Annotated in this window: 20 protein-coding genes; 12 read left to right on the top strand and 8 right to left on the bottom strand. The window is 64.9% G+C overall.

Features of this window, described 5'->3' with window-relative positions:
* From VK533_RS02090 to VK533_RS02075, 4 genes are all read left to right on the top strand, one after another.
* On the top strand, positions 1-681 hold a 681-nt coding region (locus VK533_RS02090), incomplete at its 5' end, for a diacylglycerol kinase family protein (protein WP_324374548.1).
* Positions 681-875 (top strand): DUF4169 family protein, encoded by a 195-nt coding sequence (locus tag VK533_RS02085; protein ID WP_324374546.1) that lies wholly within the window; start codon positions 681-683, stop codon positions 873-875. The genes VK533_RS02090 and VK533_RS02085, both read left to right, overlap by 1 nt.
* A 190-nt stretch (positions 876-1,065) precedes the next feature.
* Complete coding sequence (locus VK533_RS02080) at positions 1,066-1,209, top strand: hypothetical protein (RefSeq protein WP_324374544.1); 144 nt, start codon at positions 1,066-1,068, stop codon at positions 1,207-1,209.
* Between the two features lie 263 nt (positions 1,210-1,472).
* Positions 1,473-1,616, top strand: coding sequence for a hypothetical protein (locus VK533_RS02075; RefSeq protein WP_324374542.1), 144 nt, complete (start codon positions 1,473-1,475; stop codon positions 1,614-1,616).
* 699 nt (positions 1,617-2,315) lie between these two features.
* Here VK533_RS02075 and VK533_RS02070 read toward each other — a convergent pair.
* From VK533_RS02070 to VK533_RS02055, 4 genes are read right to left on the bottom strand one after another with little or no spacing between them, the layout of a single operon-like run.
* Entirely contained in the window at positions 2,316-3,563 is a 1,248-nt protein-coding gene (locus VK533_RS02070) for an N-succinylarginine dihydrolase (protein ID WP_324374540.1), read from the bottom strand.
* A gap of 13 nt (positions 3,564-3,576) precedes the next feature.
* Positions 3,577-4,587 (bottom strand): arginine N-succinyltransferase, encoded by a 1,011-nt coding sequence (locus tag VK533_RS02065; protein ID WP_324374538.1) that lies wholly within the window; start codon positions 4,585-4,587, stop codon positions 3,577-3,579.
* Entirely contained in the window at positions 4,587-5,534 is a 948-nt protein-coding gene (locus VK533_RS02060; protein WP_324374536.1) for a DUF481 domain-containing protein, read from the bottom strand. The genes VK533_RS02065 and VK533_RS02060 overlap by 1 nt, the downstream gene beginning before the upstream one ends.
* Before the next feature lie 16 nt (positions 5,535-5,550).
* Positions 5,551-6,021, bottom strand: a complete 471-nt coding sequence (locus VK533_RS02055; protein ID WP_324374534.1) for an RNA pyrophosphohydrolase — start codon at positions 6,019-6,021, stop codon at positions 5,551-5,553.
* Between the two features lie 110 nt (positions 6,022-6,131).
* Between VK533_RS02055 and VK533_RS02050 the strand changes: the two genes are divergently transcribed.
* The gene (locus VK533_RS02050; RefSeq protein ID WP_324374532.1) at positions 6,132-6,572 is read left to right on the top strand and encodes a hypothetical protein; all 441 of its coding nucleotides are present in this window, start codon (positions 6,132-6,134) and stop codon (positions 6,570-6,572) included.
* Here the strand turns inward: VK533_RS02050 and VK533_RS02045 are convergent.
* Entirely contained in the window at positions 6,556-7,266 is a 711-nt protein-coding gene (locus VK533_RS02045) for an SDR family NAD(P)-dependent oxidoreductase (RefSeq protein ID WP_324374530.1), read from the bottom strand. The genes VK533_RS02050 and VK533_RS02045 overlap by 17 nt on opposite strands.
* A gap of 60 nt (positions 7,267-7,326) precedes the next feature.
* A complete protein-coding gene (gene purF, locus VK533_RS02040; RefSeq protein ID WP_324374551.1) occupies positions 7,327-8,778 on the bottom strand; it encodes an amidophosphoribosyltransferase in 1,452 nt (483 codons plus the stop codon).
* A gap of 116 nt (positions 8,779-8,894) precedes the next feature.
* Here purF and hisI point away from each other — a divergent pair, with 116 nt between their 5' ends.
* From hisI to VK533_RS02010, 6 genes are all read left to right on the top strand, one after another.
* Complete coding sequence (gene hisI / locus VK533_RS02035; RefSeq protein ID WP_324374527.1) at positions 8,895-9,257, top strand: phosphoribosyl-AMP cyclohydrolase; 363 nt, start codon at positions 8,895-8,897, stop codon at positions 9,255-9,257.
* A 33-nt stretch (positions 9,258-9,290) separates the two neighbouring features.
* Positions 9,291-9,608, top strand: coding sequence for a hypothetical protein (locus tag VK533_RS02030; RefSeq protein WP_324374526.1), 318 nt, complete (start codon positions 9,291-9,293; stop codon positions 9,606-9,608).
* Positions 9,609-9,672: 64 nt separating this feature from the next.
* Positions 9,673-9,999: a DUF1476 domain-containing protein gene (locus VK533_RS02025; RefSeq protein ID WP_324374524.1), complete on the top strand. Its 327-nt coding sequence runs from the start codon at positions 9,673-9,675 to the stop codon at positions 9,997-9,999.
* A 3-nt stretch (positions 10,000-10,002) separates the two neighbouring features.
* Positions 10,003-10,236: a BolA family transcriptional regulator gene (locus tag VK533_RS02020; RefSeq protein WP_324374522.1), complete on the top strand. Its 234-nt coding sequence runs from the start codon at positions 10,003-10,005 to the stop codon at positions 10,234-10,236.
* A gap of 11 nt (positions 10,237-10,247) precedes the next feature.
* Positions 10,248-10,580 (top strand): Grx4 family monothiol glutaredoxin, encoded by a 333-nt coding sequence (gene grxD, locus VK533_RS02015; RefSeq protein ID WP_324374520.1) that lies wholly within the window; start codon positions 10,248-10,250, stop codon positions 10,578-10,580.
* 5 nt (positions 10,581-10,585) lie between these two features.
* On the top strand, positions 10,586-11,431 hold the full coding sequence (locus VK533_RS02010; RefSeq protein ID WP_324374518.1) for an MBL fold metallo-hydrolase: 846 nt from the start codon (positions 10,586-10,588) through the stop codon (positions 11,429-11,431).
* 1 nt (position 11,432) lies between these two features.
* Here VK533_RS02010 and VK533_RS02005 read toward each other — a convergent pair whose 3' ends face one another.
* Positions 11,433-11,981 carry an NADPH-dependent FMN reductase gene (locus tag VK533_RS02005; protein ID WP_324374516.1) on the bottom strand — a complete coding sequence of 183 codons (549 nt, stop codon included), beginning with the start codon at positions 11,979-11,981 and terminating at the stop codon, positions 11,433-11,435.
* Entirely contained in the window at positions 11,978-14,293 is a 2,316-nt protein-coding gene (locus VK533_RS02000) for a TIM-barrel domain-containing protein (protein ID WP_324374549.1), read from the bottom strand. The genes VK533_RS02005 and VK533_RS02000 overlap by 4 nt, the downstream gene beginning before the upstream one ends.
* Before the next feature lie 135 nt (positions 14,294-14,428).
* Here VK533_RS02000 and nadA point away from each other — a divergent pair.
* The coding region (gene nadA / locus VK533_RS01995) for a quinolinate synthase NadA (RefSeq protein WP_324374514.1) at positions 14,429-15,376 on the top strand (948 nt) is incomplete at its 3' end.

Here is a 15,376-nt window from a genome sequence, read left to right as displayed (position 1 = left end):
AGCGGCGACGGATCGATCTCCTCCTCGGTCGACCATCTCGTCGACACGGATATCATCTTCGCGATCCTGCCGCTCGGCACCGCCAACAGCTTCGCGCGGACGCTCGAAATACCGATCGATATCGCGGGCGCGGTCGGTGTCATCACGAGCGGCAAGGTCAAGACGATCGATCTCGGCATGATCGACGGCGATTATTTCGCCAATTGCGCCGCGATCGGCCTGTCGCCCCTGATCGCGGAGACGGTGCCGCACGGCCTCAAGAAATGGCTGGGGCGGCCCGGTTATCTGGCATGGGCGGCGCTGCAGATGGCGCGGTTCAAGCCGTTCAAGCTGACGATCGAACAGCGCGGTAAGAGCGAGACTTTGGATGCGCTTGAGGTGCGGATCGCCAATGGCCGCTTCCATGGCGGGGCCGAGCTGGTCGATACCGAGGTCGACGACGGCCAGATCGTGATCCAGGTGATCGACGGGCGGCTACGCGGCAAATTGCTGTGGAGCTGGGGGCTGAGCCTGGTTGGGCCCGATCAGGTGCGCGGCACCTTGCGCGAATATCGCGGCGGGGAGTTCCGCCTTTCGACCGAACCGCCGCTGCCGATCTCGATCGATGGCGAAGTGGTGACCAGGACGCCGGTTACCGCCAGCCTTGCCCGGCGTGCCATCAAGATGGCAGTACCGGCCTGATGGGTGACGTGATCAATCTCCGCCAGGCGCGCAAGGCGCGCGACCGCAAGGCGGCCGAACAGGCGGCAGCCGAGGCGCGGGCGCTGCATGGCCGGACCAAGGGGCAAAAGGCGGTCGAGAAGGCTGAGCTGGAACGGCTTACCAAGACGGTCGAGCAGAGCCGGATCGAGCGCGGCGAGTCCGAGCCTAACTAGCTCCGTCATGCTTAACCCTTCGACAAGCTCAAGACAGGCTTGTTTCAGCGTCCACCGTGAGGTCGATGCCGGAGCTGGCCTGTGTCGATCGGCTCACCTGCCGCGAGATTGAGGCTGACGCCGACCCAAAGTCGTGGGATGAGCGGTCAAGGAAGGTCGTGGGCCATAAGCAGGCGCTGGAGAACCAGGAATGAATGGACCGCTGGTCGTGATCGTTGGCGCCATGGGCGGGGCCGCTATCGGCCTTCTTTATGTAATTTGTGCCAAGGTCTCGCAAATCGTCGTCATTCTCCGTGAGATCGCGCAGAAAACCGGCCCGGAGAAGTCGGAGTGATTTGGGCGGTACTCGCTATAGCTCTGTGGGTGGCGGTGCCGCTGGTAAGTGGGTGGTTGGGAATAGAGGGGCTGATCAAAGGCGTCGTTCGCGGGCGTGGCGGCTCATACTCACGGTCAGAAAGCCCACGGTGGTTCTGGGCTTGTGTGACGTTGTACCTCGGATTGGTGATCTGGTGGGTCTACCTCACGGCGCACGTCGCCTTGAGGATAAGCCTTGGTTAGTAAAGTATATCATCGCCCCCGAAATAACGAAGGCTATGCATGACTGCCGACAAAACCCAATCCGAAAAGTTCGCTGACCTCGCCCGCGAGGTAGAGGCCGACCCCGATCCAAGAGCGTGGGATGAGCGGCTGCGCAAGATCGCGGGACAGAAGCCAGTGAAGGAAGCGGAGAAGCCCCGGTGAGAGGGGGATGGTGGTATCTCCTATTCGTGCCGGTGTTCGGCACAATAATCGCCTATAACCTTATCACCGGTATAGCCTACGGCCGCATGACGACGGTGTACCGAGCCACAGACCCTTTCGCCTTTTGGTTCGGCGTGGGAGCCGCAGCGTTCGGCGCCGCAATGAGTGTACTTGCTTGCATCGTTGTAAACCGGAAGGCGAGAAGCGCCGCGTCTCTGGAGCAGAAGCCAGCGCCGGAGAAGCCGGAGTGAGTTGGGCCGGAACCATCTGTTTGGCTATCCGGCTTTGCACGGTCCAATACGAGTTTCACGTCAAACACAAAGATTGGGAGGAAGCCTCGCGCTGGTACACCAAGACCGACTGCGAGCGTAAGATCGCGTCATTCAAGGCGACCAATCGTGAAAGAGGCGCGCAGCCTAGCTGCGTCGGTCGTGCCGGACTTCGCTAAGAAACCACATGCTCGGGCCGTGTTTGCAAACTACATAATCGCCCTTGACAAATTAGAACAAACCATGTACACGTCTCCCGGAATCCAGCTCTTTCTCATGCACGGCAACAGCGGCGAATGCGCGCTGAGCAGCCTGGCTTTGGCCACGAAGCCCGGCCGTCCGACCCATCGCGCGGGCCAAATCCTTTAGTTCGTTTCTGGGGTTTTTTTGTTTTTTCCCTCCGGCGAAGCCGGGGGAGGTTCGCCGAGGCTCAGATGAGTTCGCGCAATTCCAACAGGTCCAGCAAGGCTGCGCGCGCCTTCTCTATGCGCGTCCACAAAGCCGGATCGCCAAGCTGATCGGGTGCGATGCTGTCCGGCCAGTGCGCCTCGACCACCCTGGCGATCCTGTCGAGTTTGGCCTCGTCCACTAGAAAGCGTGGGTCGACCCTTGCCGGATCGGCGACGACGCGCAGGCGCAGGCAGGCGGGGCCGCCGCCATTGGCCATCGACTGGCGCACGTCGACCAGTTCGAGCCGGCGGATCGGGCCGTTGCCCGCGACCATCGCCTCCAGCCAGGCCCAGACAGTGGGCGTCTCGCGCGCCTCGGCGGGCAGGATCAGCGCCTGGCCGCCTTCGGGCAGGGTCACGAGTTGCGCGTTGAACAGATAGGATCGGATCGCATCGCCGAGCGGCACCGCGCTCGCGGGGACTTCGACGATCGCGACCTCGGGCAGCATGCGGCGAAGTTCGGCATAGAAGCCGGCGGGATCGCCGAACGCCTGTTCGTGCGCGAACAGGGTCAGGCCATCGGCGACCGCGACCACGTCGTTATGGAAGGCGCCCGCCGCGATCGCCGCCTCCGACTGGACGACATGGAGCGTGCGTGCCGGATCGAGCCCGTGCGCGCGGGCGACGACGCGGCCGGCTTCGGCATGCTGGCGCACCGGAAAACCGCCGCCGGCGACGCCATGGACGAAGATCTCGACGCCAGCGGCATTATGGCCGGGCGCCAGCCGCATATGATTGGCGGCGCCCTCGTCGCCGAACGGCGGCGGCACCGGGCCGTGCACCGCGAAGGCCGGATCGGCGAAGGCGAGGCGCAATTGCGCGAGTGTCTCGGGCCATTCGTGGCTGCGATGCGGCATCGTCATCAGGTTGGCGACGCTCAGGTGGCAGCGCCCGTCCTTCGTGTCGGCGGCGGGCGAGACGGTCGCGGCGTTGGCGGCCCACATCGGCGAGGCCGACAAAGCGGCGGCGCGCAGCCAGGGCGCGGCCCCGGCCGGATCGGTGGCGAGGCTCGTCAGCCACGCGCGGTCGGGGCGGCGATGCGGCAGGAACAGGCCCTGCGTCAGCCCGAGCGCGAGATTGGCGCGCATCTTGGCGATGCCCTCCAGCGCGGCGGCGCGGGGATGCGATACGCTGCCGGCATTGAGGCTGGCGGCAAGGTTGCCGGGGCTCAGGCCCGCATAATTGTGGCTGGGACCGACCAGTCCGTCGAAATTGATCTCGCCAATCATGGGTGCTCGGCCATCAGCGCGTCGCGTGCAGGATCGTGTCGCCGATCCGGACGTCGAGCGCCGCTGCGGCCTGCTCGTCGATGCCGAGCCCGCCGCTGAACGAGACTTCGCCCAACGTGGCCCGGAAATCGGCGAGGCGCCCGGCGGACAGGATCGCGCGGTGGCCGCGGTCGATCCCGATAGTCTCGATCGCCGCTTCGCCCGCGTCGCGCACGGTGCGCACGCGATCGGTTCCGACCGTCATGGTCGGGCCGCCGTCGAAAATATCGACATAGCCTTCGCAGGCGAAGCCTTCTTCCTCCAGCATGCGCATCGCGGCGCGGCCATTGGGGTGAGGGACGCCGATCACCGAGCGCGCATTATCGGTCAGCATCGCCTGATAGATGGGATGCTTGGGCATCAGATCGGCGATGAACTGGTTGCCGTTGATCGCATTGAAGGCGTCCGCCTCGCGGAAGGTCATGCCGAAGAAGCGGCCGGCGAGCCCGTCCCAGAAGGGGGCATTGCCGCCTTCGTCGATCACGCCGCGCAATTCGGCGAGCAGGCGGTCGGCGAAGCGCGCGCGGTGGCGGCGGATGAACAGATAGCGGCTGCGCGCGAGCAGCAGGCCGAGGCCCCCGGCGCGATAGCGCGGATGGAGGAACAGGCCGCCCACTTCCGACGCGCCTTCGAGATCGGTGACGAGCGACAGCATCTCGGCGCGGAAGGTGCGGCCGAGCTCGACCGATTGCTGCGATACCGATCCAAGGCGGTAGGAATAGAAAGGCTGGGTCTCGCCGACGCGCGACATGATCTGCGCGGTCCCGGCGATGCGGCCCGTCTCCAGATCCTCCATCATCAGCACATAGAGATGATTGCCGGGCTGATCCTCGTCCTCGGCGATCGCCTCGTCGGAGCGGGCGAGCTTGGCGGCGAGCGCGTCGCGGTCGGCGGGCAGGTTGGTGAAGCCGCCGCCGGTCAGCTTCGCCATCTCATAAAGGGCGTCGATATCCTTGGGGCGGGCAATGCGAACGACACAGGTCATCAGAAAGCATAGACCAAAGTTGCGCGTCCTGTCGTGTCGAGCGATTTCTGGCCGGGGGCCGCATCCTGCTCATACTGCACATTGTAGGAAAGCTTCGCCTTGAGGCGGCCGAGCAGGCGCGTGTCGATCCCGCTGGTCGAGCTGGCGGTGGTGTCGCCGGATTCGACGAACACCGCGGCGTCCTGGCTGAAATTGAGCGCGGGTGTGAGCGCATAGCGCGCGGCCACGCTGGCACGGGCGGCAAGAGTTAGCCGATTGGGCTGATCGATGAAGTCGGTTTCGCGCACGGCGGGGCCGCCCTCGAAGTCGATTTTGCCGCGCGGACTCTTGAAGGCGGTGAGGCCGATGCCCGAGCTAATCGTCTCGCGGTTGAGATAGCCAAGCGTGCGGTCGCGTTCATATTGGGCGAGGCCGTAAATGTAGCTGTCGTCATCCAATTTGTAGTTGGGCTGATAGGCGATCAGTGCGCGTTCGGTGGTGGTAAGGCCGTTGGTGCGCTGATAGTCGATCCGCCCCGTCAGCTTCTGCTTCCAGAGTAGGCCGTCGCGGGTCAGCTTGGCCGAGACATAGACACCACCCACATCGGACGTGCCGTTGGATTGGCTCGCGCCGACCTCGAGCTCGCCTTTCCAGATTTCGAAGAAAGTCGCCTCGGCGATCCGTTCCTGCTGCTTGAGCTGCGCTTCCTTACGCGTCTGCGCGAGCACGGCGGCGTCGCCCGAAGCGAGCCGGTCGATCTCGACCGCCTGATCGGGAAAGGTCGCCTTGGCGACGCCAATGACCGAGCGGATGGTGGCGTCGTCGCCGCTACGGTAGGCGGCATCCAGCATCGCTGCGATCGTGTCGGTCGGATCGATTTGACGCGGTTGCGACTTCACGTCGTCTGCAAGCGCAGGCGCGGCGAGCAGCAGGATCGCACTGCAGGCGAGGGGGGTACGGATCAGCATCAGGCCTCCGCGCGCCCTAGCCGAGCCAAGGCGCGAATATATCCAGCACATCACGATAGAGCTGCTTCTTGAACGGTACGATCATGTCGGGAAGATGACCGGGCTCGGCCCATTTCCAGGCATTGAATTCGGGGTGGCGGGTTTCCAGGTCGATATCCGCATCGTCGCCGATGAAGCGCATCAGATACCAGGTCTGGCGCTGGCCGCGATATTTGCCCTTCCACAATTTGCCGATCAGATCGGCCGGAAGGTCATAATCGAGCGTGCGCGGCGCGCGGGCGATGATTTCGACCATGTCGGGGGAGATGCCGGTTTCCTCCTCCAGCTCGCGCAGCGCGCCCGCTTGCGCGTCCTCGCCCGGATCGAGGCCGCCCTGCGGCATCTGCCAGGCTTCGGCGATATTATCGATGCGCTTGCCGACCCACACCTTGTTGTCGGCGTTGAGCAGCATGATCCCGGCGGCGGGGCGGTAGGGCAAATCCTTCATGCTTTTTGCTTCCTTCAGATCGCGCGCCGGATCAAGATTGTGTTCAGGGACGTACCGCCACTATGCCGGGCAATCCCTGGTAGGCCGGGCGTTCCCTGGAGCAGATTTTCATGAAGATTGTACCGTCGCTCGTCCTCCTGCTCGCCGCCGGCGCGGCACAGGCACAAACCGCTCCCAAGTCGGCAGCGCCCGCCGTCGCCCAGCCGCAGGCGCCGAAGCGCTTTCCCGGCGTGTCGGACGCGGGCAATGCGATTCTCGCCAAGGCGCAGACCACGCCCGATCCGCAGCTGCAGGCGCTCGGCCGTCAGGCCAAAGCCGCGCACGACCAGTTGATGGCGGCGACGATGGCGCCCGTGATCGACATGGACAAGGTCGCCGCGGCGCTGCACGCGCAGGATGACGCGCTGACGGCGGTACGGACGCACAATACCGATCGCCTGATCATGGCGGCCAAGCAATTGCCCGACGACGACAAGGGCGTGTTCCTGCGGACGCTGATGCTCGCGCAGCAGCAGCGCGCTGCTGCGCCTCCGGCTAAGCCTCAACCCTGATCCGGCTGCCGGTGGCGAAATCGGAGGCGAGCAGATCGGCGATCGCCTCACCGACGGCTTCGGGCTGCTTGATCGTCGCCGGATCCTCGCCCGGAAACGCGTCCTTGCGCATCGCGGTCGCGGTCGCGCCGGGATCGACGATCGCGACACGCAGGTCGCCCAGCCCCGCCATCTCGTCCGCATAAGCCAGAGCCAGCGTCTCCAGCGCCGCCTTGGATGCGCCATAGCCGCCCCAATAAGCGCGTGGGACCGCGCCGACGCTGGAGGTGATCGCCACCAGACGCGGCGCGGCGCTCTGCCGAAGCCAGGGGTCGAACGCGGCGATCAAAGCCTGGTTGGCGCCGACATTGAGCGTCAGCAGCTTCGAGAATTCCTTGGCGTCGATCGACGGCACCGGCGTCAGCGTGCCGAGCATCGCGGCATTAAGTACGAGCAGATCGAGCTTGCCCCAGCGTTCGCCCACTGCGGCGGCGAGCCGGCCGATCGAATCGCCATCGGTCAGATCGAGTGGGGCGATGGTGGCGCTGCCGCCCGCCTGGTGGATCGCCTCCTCGGTCTCCTCGAGCCCGCCGACGGTGCGTCCCACCAGCAGGACGTGGGCGCCGCGGGCGGCGAGCGAGCGGGCGGTGGCGGCGCCGATGCCACGGCTGGCGCCGGTGACGAGGGCGATCTGGTCGGTGAAGGCTTGAGACATGGCGGCGGCCCTAAGGGCTCACGGCGCGCGACGGCAAGAAAGAACGTCTTTCCGATCCGATCAGGCGGGGATCGGTTCGCCCAGCATCGCGAACTGATCGACCTCGTCATGGTCGGTCAGCGGCGTCGGATATTCGCCGGTGAAGCAGGCGTCGCAGCGGCTCGGCCGCTCCGGAATGCGGCCGCTTTCGCCCAGCGCGCGATACATGCCGTCGACCGAGATGAAGGCGAGGCTGTCGGCGTTGATATGCTTGGCCATCTCGTCGACCGTCATGCGCGCGGCGAGCAATTTGGAGCGCTCGGGCGTGTCGACGCCGTAGAAGCAACTATGGCGGGTCGGCGGCGATGCGATGCGCATATGCACCTCGGTCGCGCCGGCATCGCGCATCATCTGCACGATCTTCATGCTGGTCGTGCCGCGCACGATCGAATCGTCGATCAGGACGATCCGCTTGCCTTCGAGCAGCGCCCGGTTGGCATTATGCTTCAGCTTCACGCCCAGATGACGGATATTGTCCGCCGGCTGGATGAAGGTGCGGCCGACATAATGCGAACGGATGATGCCGAGTTCGAACGGCACGCCCGATTCCTGCGCGAAGCCGATCGCCGCCGGCACGCCCGAATCGGGCACCGGAATGACGTAATCGACATCGACCGGCGCCTCGCGCGCCAGCTCCGCACCGATCGATTTGCGCACCGAATAGACCGACTGGCCGTCGACCACCGAATCGGGGCGCGAGAAATAGACATGCTCGAACACGCACGGGCGCGGCGGCACCGCCGCGAACGGGCGGATCGAGCGGACGAGCGTGTCTGTGACGATCACGATCTCGCCCGGTTTGACCTCGCGCACGAATTCGGCGCCGCACACGTCGAGCGCGACCGTTTCGGATGCGAAGATGGTCGAATCGCCGAGCTTGCCCATCACAAGCGGACGGATGCCGAGCGGATCGCGGCAGGCGATCATGCCCTCGCTCGTCAGGCAGACCAGCGAATAAGCGCCCTCGATTCGGCGCAGCGCGTCGATGAAGCGATCGATCAGGGTCGGGTAGGTCGAGGTCGCGACGAGATGGATGATGCACTCGGTATCGCTGGTCGACTGGAAGATCGAACCGCGCCGGACCAGCTCCTGTCGGATGTGGGCCGCGTTCGACAGATTGCCGTTATGCGCGATCGCGAAGCCGCCGCCCGCCAGTTCGGCGAACAAGGGCTGGACGTTGCGCAGCGCGGTCTCGCCGGTGGTCGAATAGCGGACGTGGCCGCAGGCGACCCGGCCGGGCAGCGCGCGGATGGTGGCGTCCTGATCGAAATTGCCGGCGACATGGCCCATCGCGCGATGGCTGTGGAACAGATGCCCGTCCCAGCTGGTGATGCCAGCCGCTTCCTGACCGCGATGCTGAAGCGCATGCAGCCCCAAGGCCACGACCGCGGCCGCTGATTCGGCGTTATAAACGCCAAAGACGCCACACTCTTCGCGTAGCTTGTCGTCATCGAATGGATTGGTGGTGAGCATCTCAGCCCTATTGCCGCCGCGCTGGCCCATATAGGGTCGGTTCTTGCGGATGTCGCCCCTTGTGACAGGCAAATGACGAAGTTTTCGTATTTTGCGCGATCCGCTAAGGCGAGAGCATGAGCAAAGATCGCGAAACCGGTGACGAGTTGCGCCCTAAATTCGACAGCAAGGGTCTGGTAACCGCGGTCGTGACCGATCGCACCAGCGGCGAATTGCTGATGGTCGCGCATATGAATGCCGATGCGCTCGACCGCACGATCGATAGTGGCGAGGCGTGGTTCTGGTCGCGTTCGCGCGGCAAGATGTGGAAGAAGGGTGAGACGTCGGGCAACGTCATGCGCGTCACGGAGATGCGGATCGACTGCGATCAGGACGCGGTCTGGCTCAAGGTCGATCCGGCCGGACCCGCCTGCCACACCGGCGAACGCAGCTGCTTTTATCGCCGAATCGCTCGCGATCGGTTGGTGCGCGACGCCTGACGCGGTAAGGCGGCGGCAAGCGAGGAGAAGCGCATGCTCCTGTACCTGCTTGCCGTGGTGATGGATGAGCCTCCGGCGCTTCCCGCAGCGCAGGCTGACGCCCCACCGCATATCTATCTGCATCCGCCGACGGACGGCTGCGACAGCCGGAGCGCGGACGAGGTGGTGGTGTGCGGCAGCAAGGATCTGGATGCGCGCTACCGGCTCAAGCCTGTCGAGAACGACAAGGGTTTCGAGGACAAACCTTTGCTAGCCGCGATGAAGCTCGGGAAGGGCGCGCTGTCCCTGCACGGTGCCAACGGCGTGGACGGCACCACTGCGGCGATGATCACGTTCAAAATTCCCTTTTGACCGTTCGGTTGCGCCGTTCCGCAGGCGTCCCTATCTTCGTGCGTGAACAAGGGAGCGCTGTTGCATGACCACTTTCGACGATCGCGAACGGGCCTTCGAAAACAAGTTCGCGCGCGACGAAGAGATGGCGTTCCGTGTGACCGCGCGCCGCAATCGGCTGGTCGGCACCTGGGCGGCAGGCCTGATGGGCCTGACGCCGGAAGAGACCGATGCTTATGCCAAGGCGGTGGTCCAGGCCGATTTCGAGGAAGCGGGCGATGAGGATGTCGTGCGCAAGCTGCTTGGCGACCTGCTGTCCGCCAATGTCGACATGGACGAGAGCCGCGTGCGCCACGCGCTCCACGACGCGACGGTCGAGGCGCGCCGCCAGCTTATCGGCATCGAGAATTAAGCCATGCCGATGGCAGCCGACGAAATCGAAACGATGATCCGGGCGGCGATCCCGGATGCTGTGATCGAGATCACCGATCTGGCGGGCGATGGCGATCATTATGCCGCGCGCGTCGTCGCCGAAAGCTTTCGCGGCCTGCCGCGCGTCCGCCAGCATCAGCGCGTCTATGCCGCGCTCGAAGGGCGGATGGGCGGCGTGCTCCACGCGCTCCAGCTCACCACCGCCTGCCCCCAATAGAGTATCAGACCATGACCGAAGACGCCCGCGCCCGCATCGATTCCACCGTGAAGGGGAGTGACGTTGTCCTGTTCATGAAGGGCACGCCTTTATTCCCGCAATGCGGCTTTTCGAGCCGCGCGATCGCGATCCTCGAACATCTCGGCGTTCAATATGCCAGCGTCGATGTGCTGCAGGACCAGGCCGTGCGCCAGGGCATCAAGGAATATTCGGACTGGCCGACGATTCCCCAGCTCTATGTGAAGGGCGAATTCGTCGGCGGCTCGGACATCATGATGGAAATGTATGAGAGCGGCGAGCTCAGCCAGCTGATGCAGGATCAGGGCGTCCCCGCGGCGTCGTAAGCGCCGTGCCGATCTTCCCGGTAACGCTGGAGCCGCTGGTACGGCGGCTCCTTGCGCCCAATCCGTCGCCTTTCACCTATACCGGTACCGAGACCTATATCGTCGGGCGGGGCGAGGTGGCGGTGATCGATCCAGGCCCCGATCTGGCCGACCATGTCGAGGCGATCCTCGCGGCGACTGAGGGCGAGCGGATCAGCACGATACTATGCACCCACACGCATCGCGATCACAGCCCGGCCAGCCGCGCGCTGAAGGCCGCGACCGGTGCGCCGATCATCGGTTGTGCGCCGCTGACATTGGACGATGACGGCCCGCGCGCGGATGCGGCCTTCGACGCGGACTATCGGCCCGATCGGGTGCTGGCGGATGGCGAGCTTATCTCTGGCCCGGGCTGGACGCTGGAGGCAGTCGCGACGCCGGGGCATACCTCCAACCACCTCTGTTTCGCGCTGCGCGAGAGCAAGGCACTGTTCTCGGGCGATCATATCATGGGCTGGTCGACGACGGTGGTGAGCCCGCCCGACGGCGACATGGCGGACTATATGGCGAGCCTCGACCGGCTGCTCGGGCGCGACGACCGCATCTATTACCCCGCGCACGGCGATCCGGTGCAGGAGCCGCAGCGTTTTGTGCGCGCGGTCGCCGCGCACCGCCGCCAGCGCGAGCGCCAGATCCTCGATTTGCTCGAACAGGAAGCGCAGCCGATCCCGGCGATGGTCGATCGCATGTATCGCGGCATCGATCCGCGCCTGCATGGAGCGGCCGGCCGGTCGGTGCTGGCGCATCTGATCGATCTGGAAGCACGCGACCGCGTCTGGCGCGACGGCGACAATTGGGCGATCGCGGCCTGACCTACCCCGAAATGTGCGTGACGAAGCCCGCAAGGTAGGCACCCAGGCGCTCGCGTACGACCTCGTCGGTCAGATTGCCTTCGTTGTCGAACGCCTGCCCGGCATGCGGGACGAGCAGCCGTCCCCCGGCCCAGTGATCCGCGCCGAGCGTCCGCAGCACTGGCAGCCAGGCGGCCTGGCTCAGGATTGTCCCGAAATTGCCGGGCGAGGCGCCGATCAGGGCGACCGGCTTTCCACCGAAAATGCGGCGAATGTCGCTGCTCGGGCGGCTCAGCCAGTCGATCGCGTTCTTGAACACACCGGGAATACCGTTGTTATATTCGGGCGTGACCAGCAGCAGCCCGTCGGCCGCCGCGACCTTGTCCTTGAGCGCGGCGACGGCGGTGGGGATGCCCTCGGCCTCGACATCGCCATTGTAGAGCGGGAATTCGGCGATCGAGCCGATCTCCAGCGTCGCGCCCTCGGGCATCGCTTCCACCGCTGCGCGCAGCAGGCTGCCGTTATAGCTGTGGCGGCGGAGACTGCCCGAGAGCCCGATTATATGCGTCACTGAGTTCCGATCACCTTCACGAGCGGGGCAGGGGTCTGGCCGGTCGGCAATGCTCCGCTGGCCGATAGCTTCCGCGAAGCCTCGTCCCAGCGCAACGTCGCCGATTTTCCGCCGTCCTTCTTGTACGCATTGCTCACGCCGTCATCGTCATAGAGCGTGAAGCTGGCGTTGCGGCCGGGGAAGACGCGGATTTCGGTCAGCGCCTGTTTGGTCGCGGTGTTCTGGATCGGCGCGCCGAGTGGCACGATCGAGCCCGCGCGCACGAACAATGGAATGCGATCGATCGGGGCGGACGCTTCGATCCACTGGCCGCCGGAGACCTTGCGGTTGGTCCACCAATCGTACCAGTCGCTGCCGGCGGGCAGATAGACCTTGCGGCTGGTCGCGCCCTGTTCGGTCACTGGCGCGACCAGGAAGGCCGGGCCGAACATATATTCGTCGCCGAGCGTGGCGGCGGTCGGATCGTTCGGGAAGTCCATGAACAGGGCGCGCATGAAGGGTGCGCCGGTCTCATAGGTGCCGTGCCCGAGCGCGTAGAGATAGGGCATCAAGGCGTAACGCAGCTTCAGATAGTCGACGAGGATCGGCTCGGCCGCCTTGCCATATTGCCAGATCGCGGTCGCAGGACGCTGGCCGTGGATGCGCAAGGTCGGCGTGAAGGTGTTGAGCTGGAACCAGCGCACGAACAGTTCCGGATAATCGGGATAATTGGCTGCCATCGCGGTTGCGCCGGCCGGATCGACCAAAGGCGGATGCGCCGCCTTGGGGCCGTTCGGCCACTGCCAGCCGCCGGTGTCGCTGCTGGTGTAGGCGATACCGCTCGCCGCCATGTCGAGATTGGCGGGAATCTGACGGCGGAGAGCATCCCACGTGCCCTGGACGTCCGAGGTCCAGAAGATCGCGCCGCTGGTCTGCGCGCCAAGATAGGCGGCGCGCGCGAGGATCAGGTTACGGAACGTGGGGCGGTCCTTGGCCGAACCCTCGGCGACGCCGCCGGTATGCAGCAGCGGGAAGACGTTGTGGTAACGGTCGCCCGAGCCGATCGAATAGAAGAAGCCGTCGGGCACCAGATCGGGCTCGGTCTCGTCCAGCCACAGCCAGTCGAAGCCCTGGCTCACGATATTGTCGCGGATCTTGCCCCAATACCAGGCACGCGCGTCGGGATTGGTGCTGTCGATCAGCGCGCCGGCGCGATCGTTGCGCACCTCCAGGCCGTCTACCGGCTTGGCGTCCTTGTCCTTGAGCAGCCAGCCTTTCGAGGCGAGGAAGTTGAAGTAGCGGCCTTCCTTCTCGAAGCGCGGCCAGACCGAGATAATGCTATGCATGCCCCAATCGTGGAGCTGGCGGTTCATGGCGCTCGGATCGGGGAAATAGGTGCGGTCGATGTCGATCTGCCCCATCCGCGTCCAGTAGAACCAGTCGAGCACCATCACGTCGAGCGGGTAGCCACGGTCGCGATAGCCCTTGGCGATATCCATCAGCTCGGCCTGGCTCTCGTAGCGCGCCTTGCTCTGGATCAGGCCGAACGCGGCCTTGGGAGGCAAAGGCGTGACGCCGGTGAGCAGGCGATAGCCCTTGTAGAGATCGTCGCTGTTGTTTCCCGTAATCAGGAAGAAGGAGACGCGCTCGCCGACCTCGGACTGGATATGGGTGCCGTTGTTCATGCCGGCAGAGACGGTGGTCGCCGACGGATTGTCCCACACGATCATGTAGTTGCGCGAACTCACCAGCACCGGCACGCATACCTGCTCGCCGGCGGCGGCGTCGTAATAATGGCGGCAGTCGATCGTGCGGCCGCGCAGATCGAGCATGCCTTCCTGATTCTGGCCGAGCCCGTAGAAATGCTCGTCGGGCGTGACCGAGAAATTCGCGCCGACGCGGAAGGTGTGTTCGCCGGCTACGTCGTGCGGCGCCATGTCCCAGCCGCCCATAGTGACGATCGGTTGCCCGGATGCGTCGTTGAGCACGATCGAGACGGGCGGGAGGGCGGAGAGAAAATAACGCGCCATCTGGCTCGGCGCACCCGGCCAGGGCTCGGCCTTGACCGTCAGGCTGACCGCCCCGGACGTGAAACTGTCGCCGCTGGAGGAGGACGCATGCGTCCAGCCGGCCGCATCGCTCTTGGCGACGATCCCGTAACCGGGGGTGCTATCGGAAAGCTCACGATCGAGCCCAATCGTGACGCGCACGATGTTGGGTGCGTAAGGTTCGATCGCGACCAGCGCGCCGTTGCGCTCCACGGTCGCCATCGGTGCCGCGAGCGCGCTTCCCGCTAGCAGCATCCCCGTCGCGGCCGCCATCATGCCCTTCATCGTCACCTTCTCCTCCGTCTTTTTGTTGCTTCTGCGCATAGAATGCCGCGCCCCCATTTCATATGATAAATGAGCGCCAGCTATTTCACAGCCTGCCCCTTCGACAAACACGATCGCGCTCCCTATTTGGGCACCATGAACGCTCCCACGCAAAGCCTGGCCGGGCTTGACCTGCGCGCCGAGATCGATCGGCTGCGCAAGGAGAAGAACGCGGTCATCCTCGCCCATTATTATCAGGTACCGGAAATCCAGGACCTCGCCGATTTCGTCGGCGACAGCCTCGATCTGTCGCGCAAGGCGGCCGAGACGAGCGCGGACGTGATCGCCTTTTGCGGCGTGCGTTTCATGGCCGAGGTCGCGAAGATATTGAGCCCCGACAAGACGGTCATCCTGCCGGACATGGCGGCAGGCTGCAGCCTTGAGGATTCGTGCCCGCCCGAGCAGTTCGCGCGCTTCCGCGCGGCGCATCCGGACCATATCGCGCTGACCTACATCAACTGCTCGGCGGCGGTGAAGGCGCATTCCGACATCATCGTGACGTCGTCTTCGGCGGAGAAGATCCTCGCCCAGATTCCGATGGATCAGAAGATCATCTTCGCGCCCGACAAGAACCTGGGCGCTTACTTCAACCGCATCACCGGGCGCGACATGCTGTTGTGGCCGGGCGCGTGCATCGTGCACGAGGCGTTCAGCGAAACCGAGCTGCTGAAGCTCAAGGCGCAATATCCGGACGCGCCGGTCGCAGCCCACCCCGAATGCCCGGCTTACATCCTCGACCATGCCGATCAGGTCGGATCGACCCGCGCGATCCTCGAATTCGCTCTGTCCTCGCCCGCGCAGACAATCATCGTCGCGACCGAACCGCACATCATCCACCAGATGGAGAAAGCGGCGCCGCACAAGACCTTCATCGGTGCGCCCGGCGCGGACGGGAACTGCAACTGCAATATGTGCCCGTATATGGCGATGAATTCGGTCGAGAAGCTCTATCTCGCGCTGCGCGACCTCACGCCCCGGATCGAGATGGACGAGGCTTTGCGCATTGCCGCCAAGCGCCCGCTCGACCGGATGCTGGAAATGGCG

The sequence above is a fragment of the Sphingomonas sp. genome (assembly GCF_035317925.1).
Taxonomy (GTDB): domain Bacteria; phylum Pseudomonadota; class Alphaproteobacteria; order Sphingomonadales; family Sphingomonadaceae; genus Sphingomonas_I.
The sequence above is the reverse complement of the archived record's forward strand: the minus strand, read 5'-3'. Positions and strand labels throughout refer to the sequence as shown.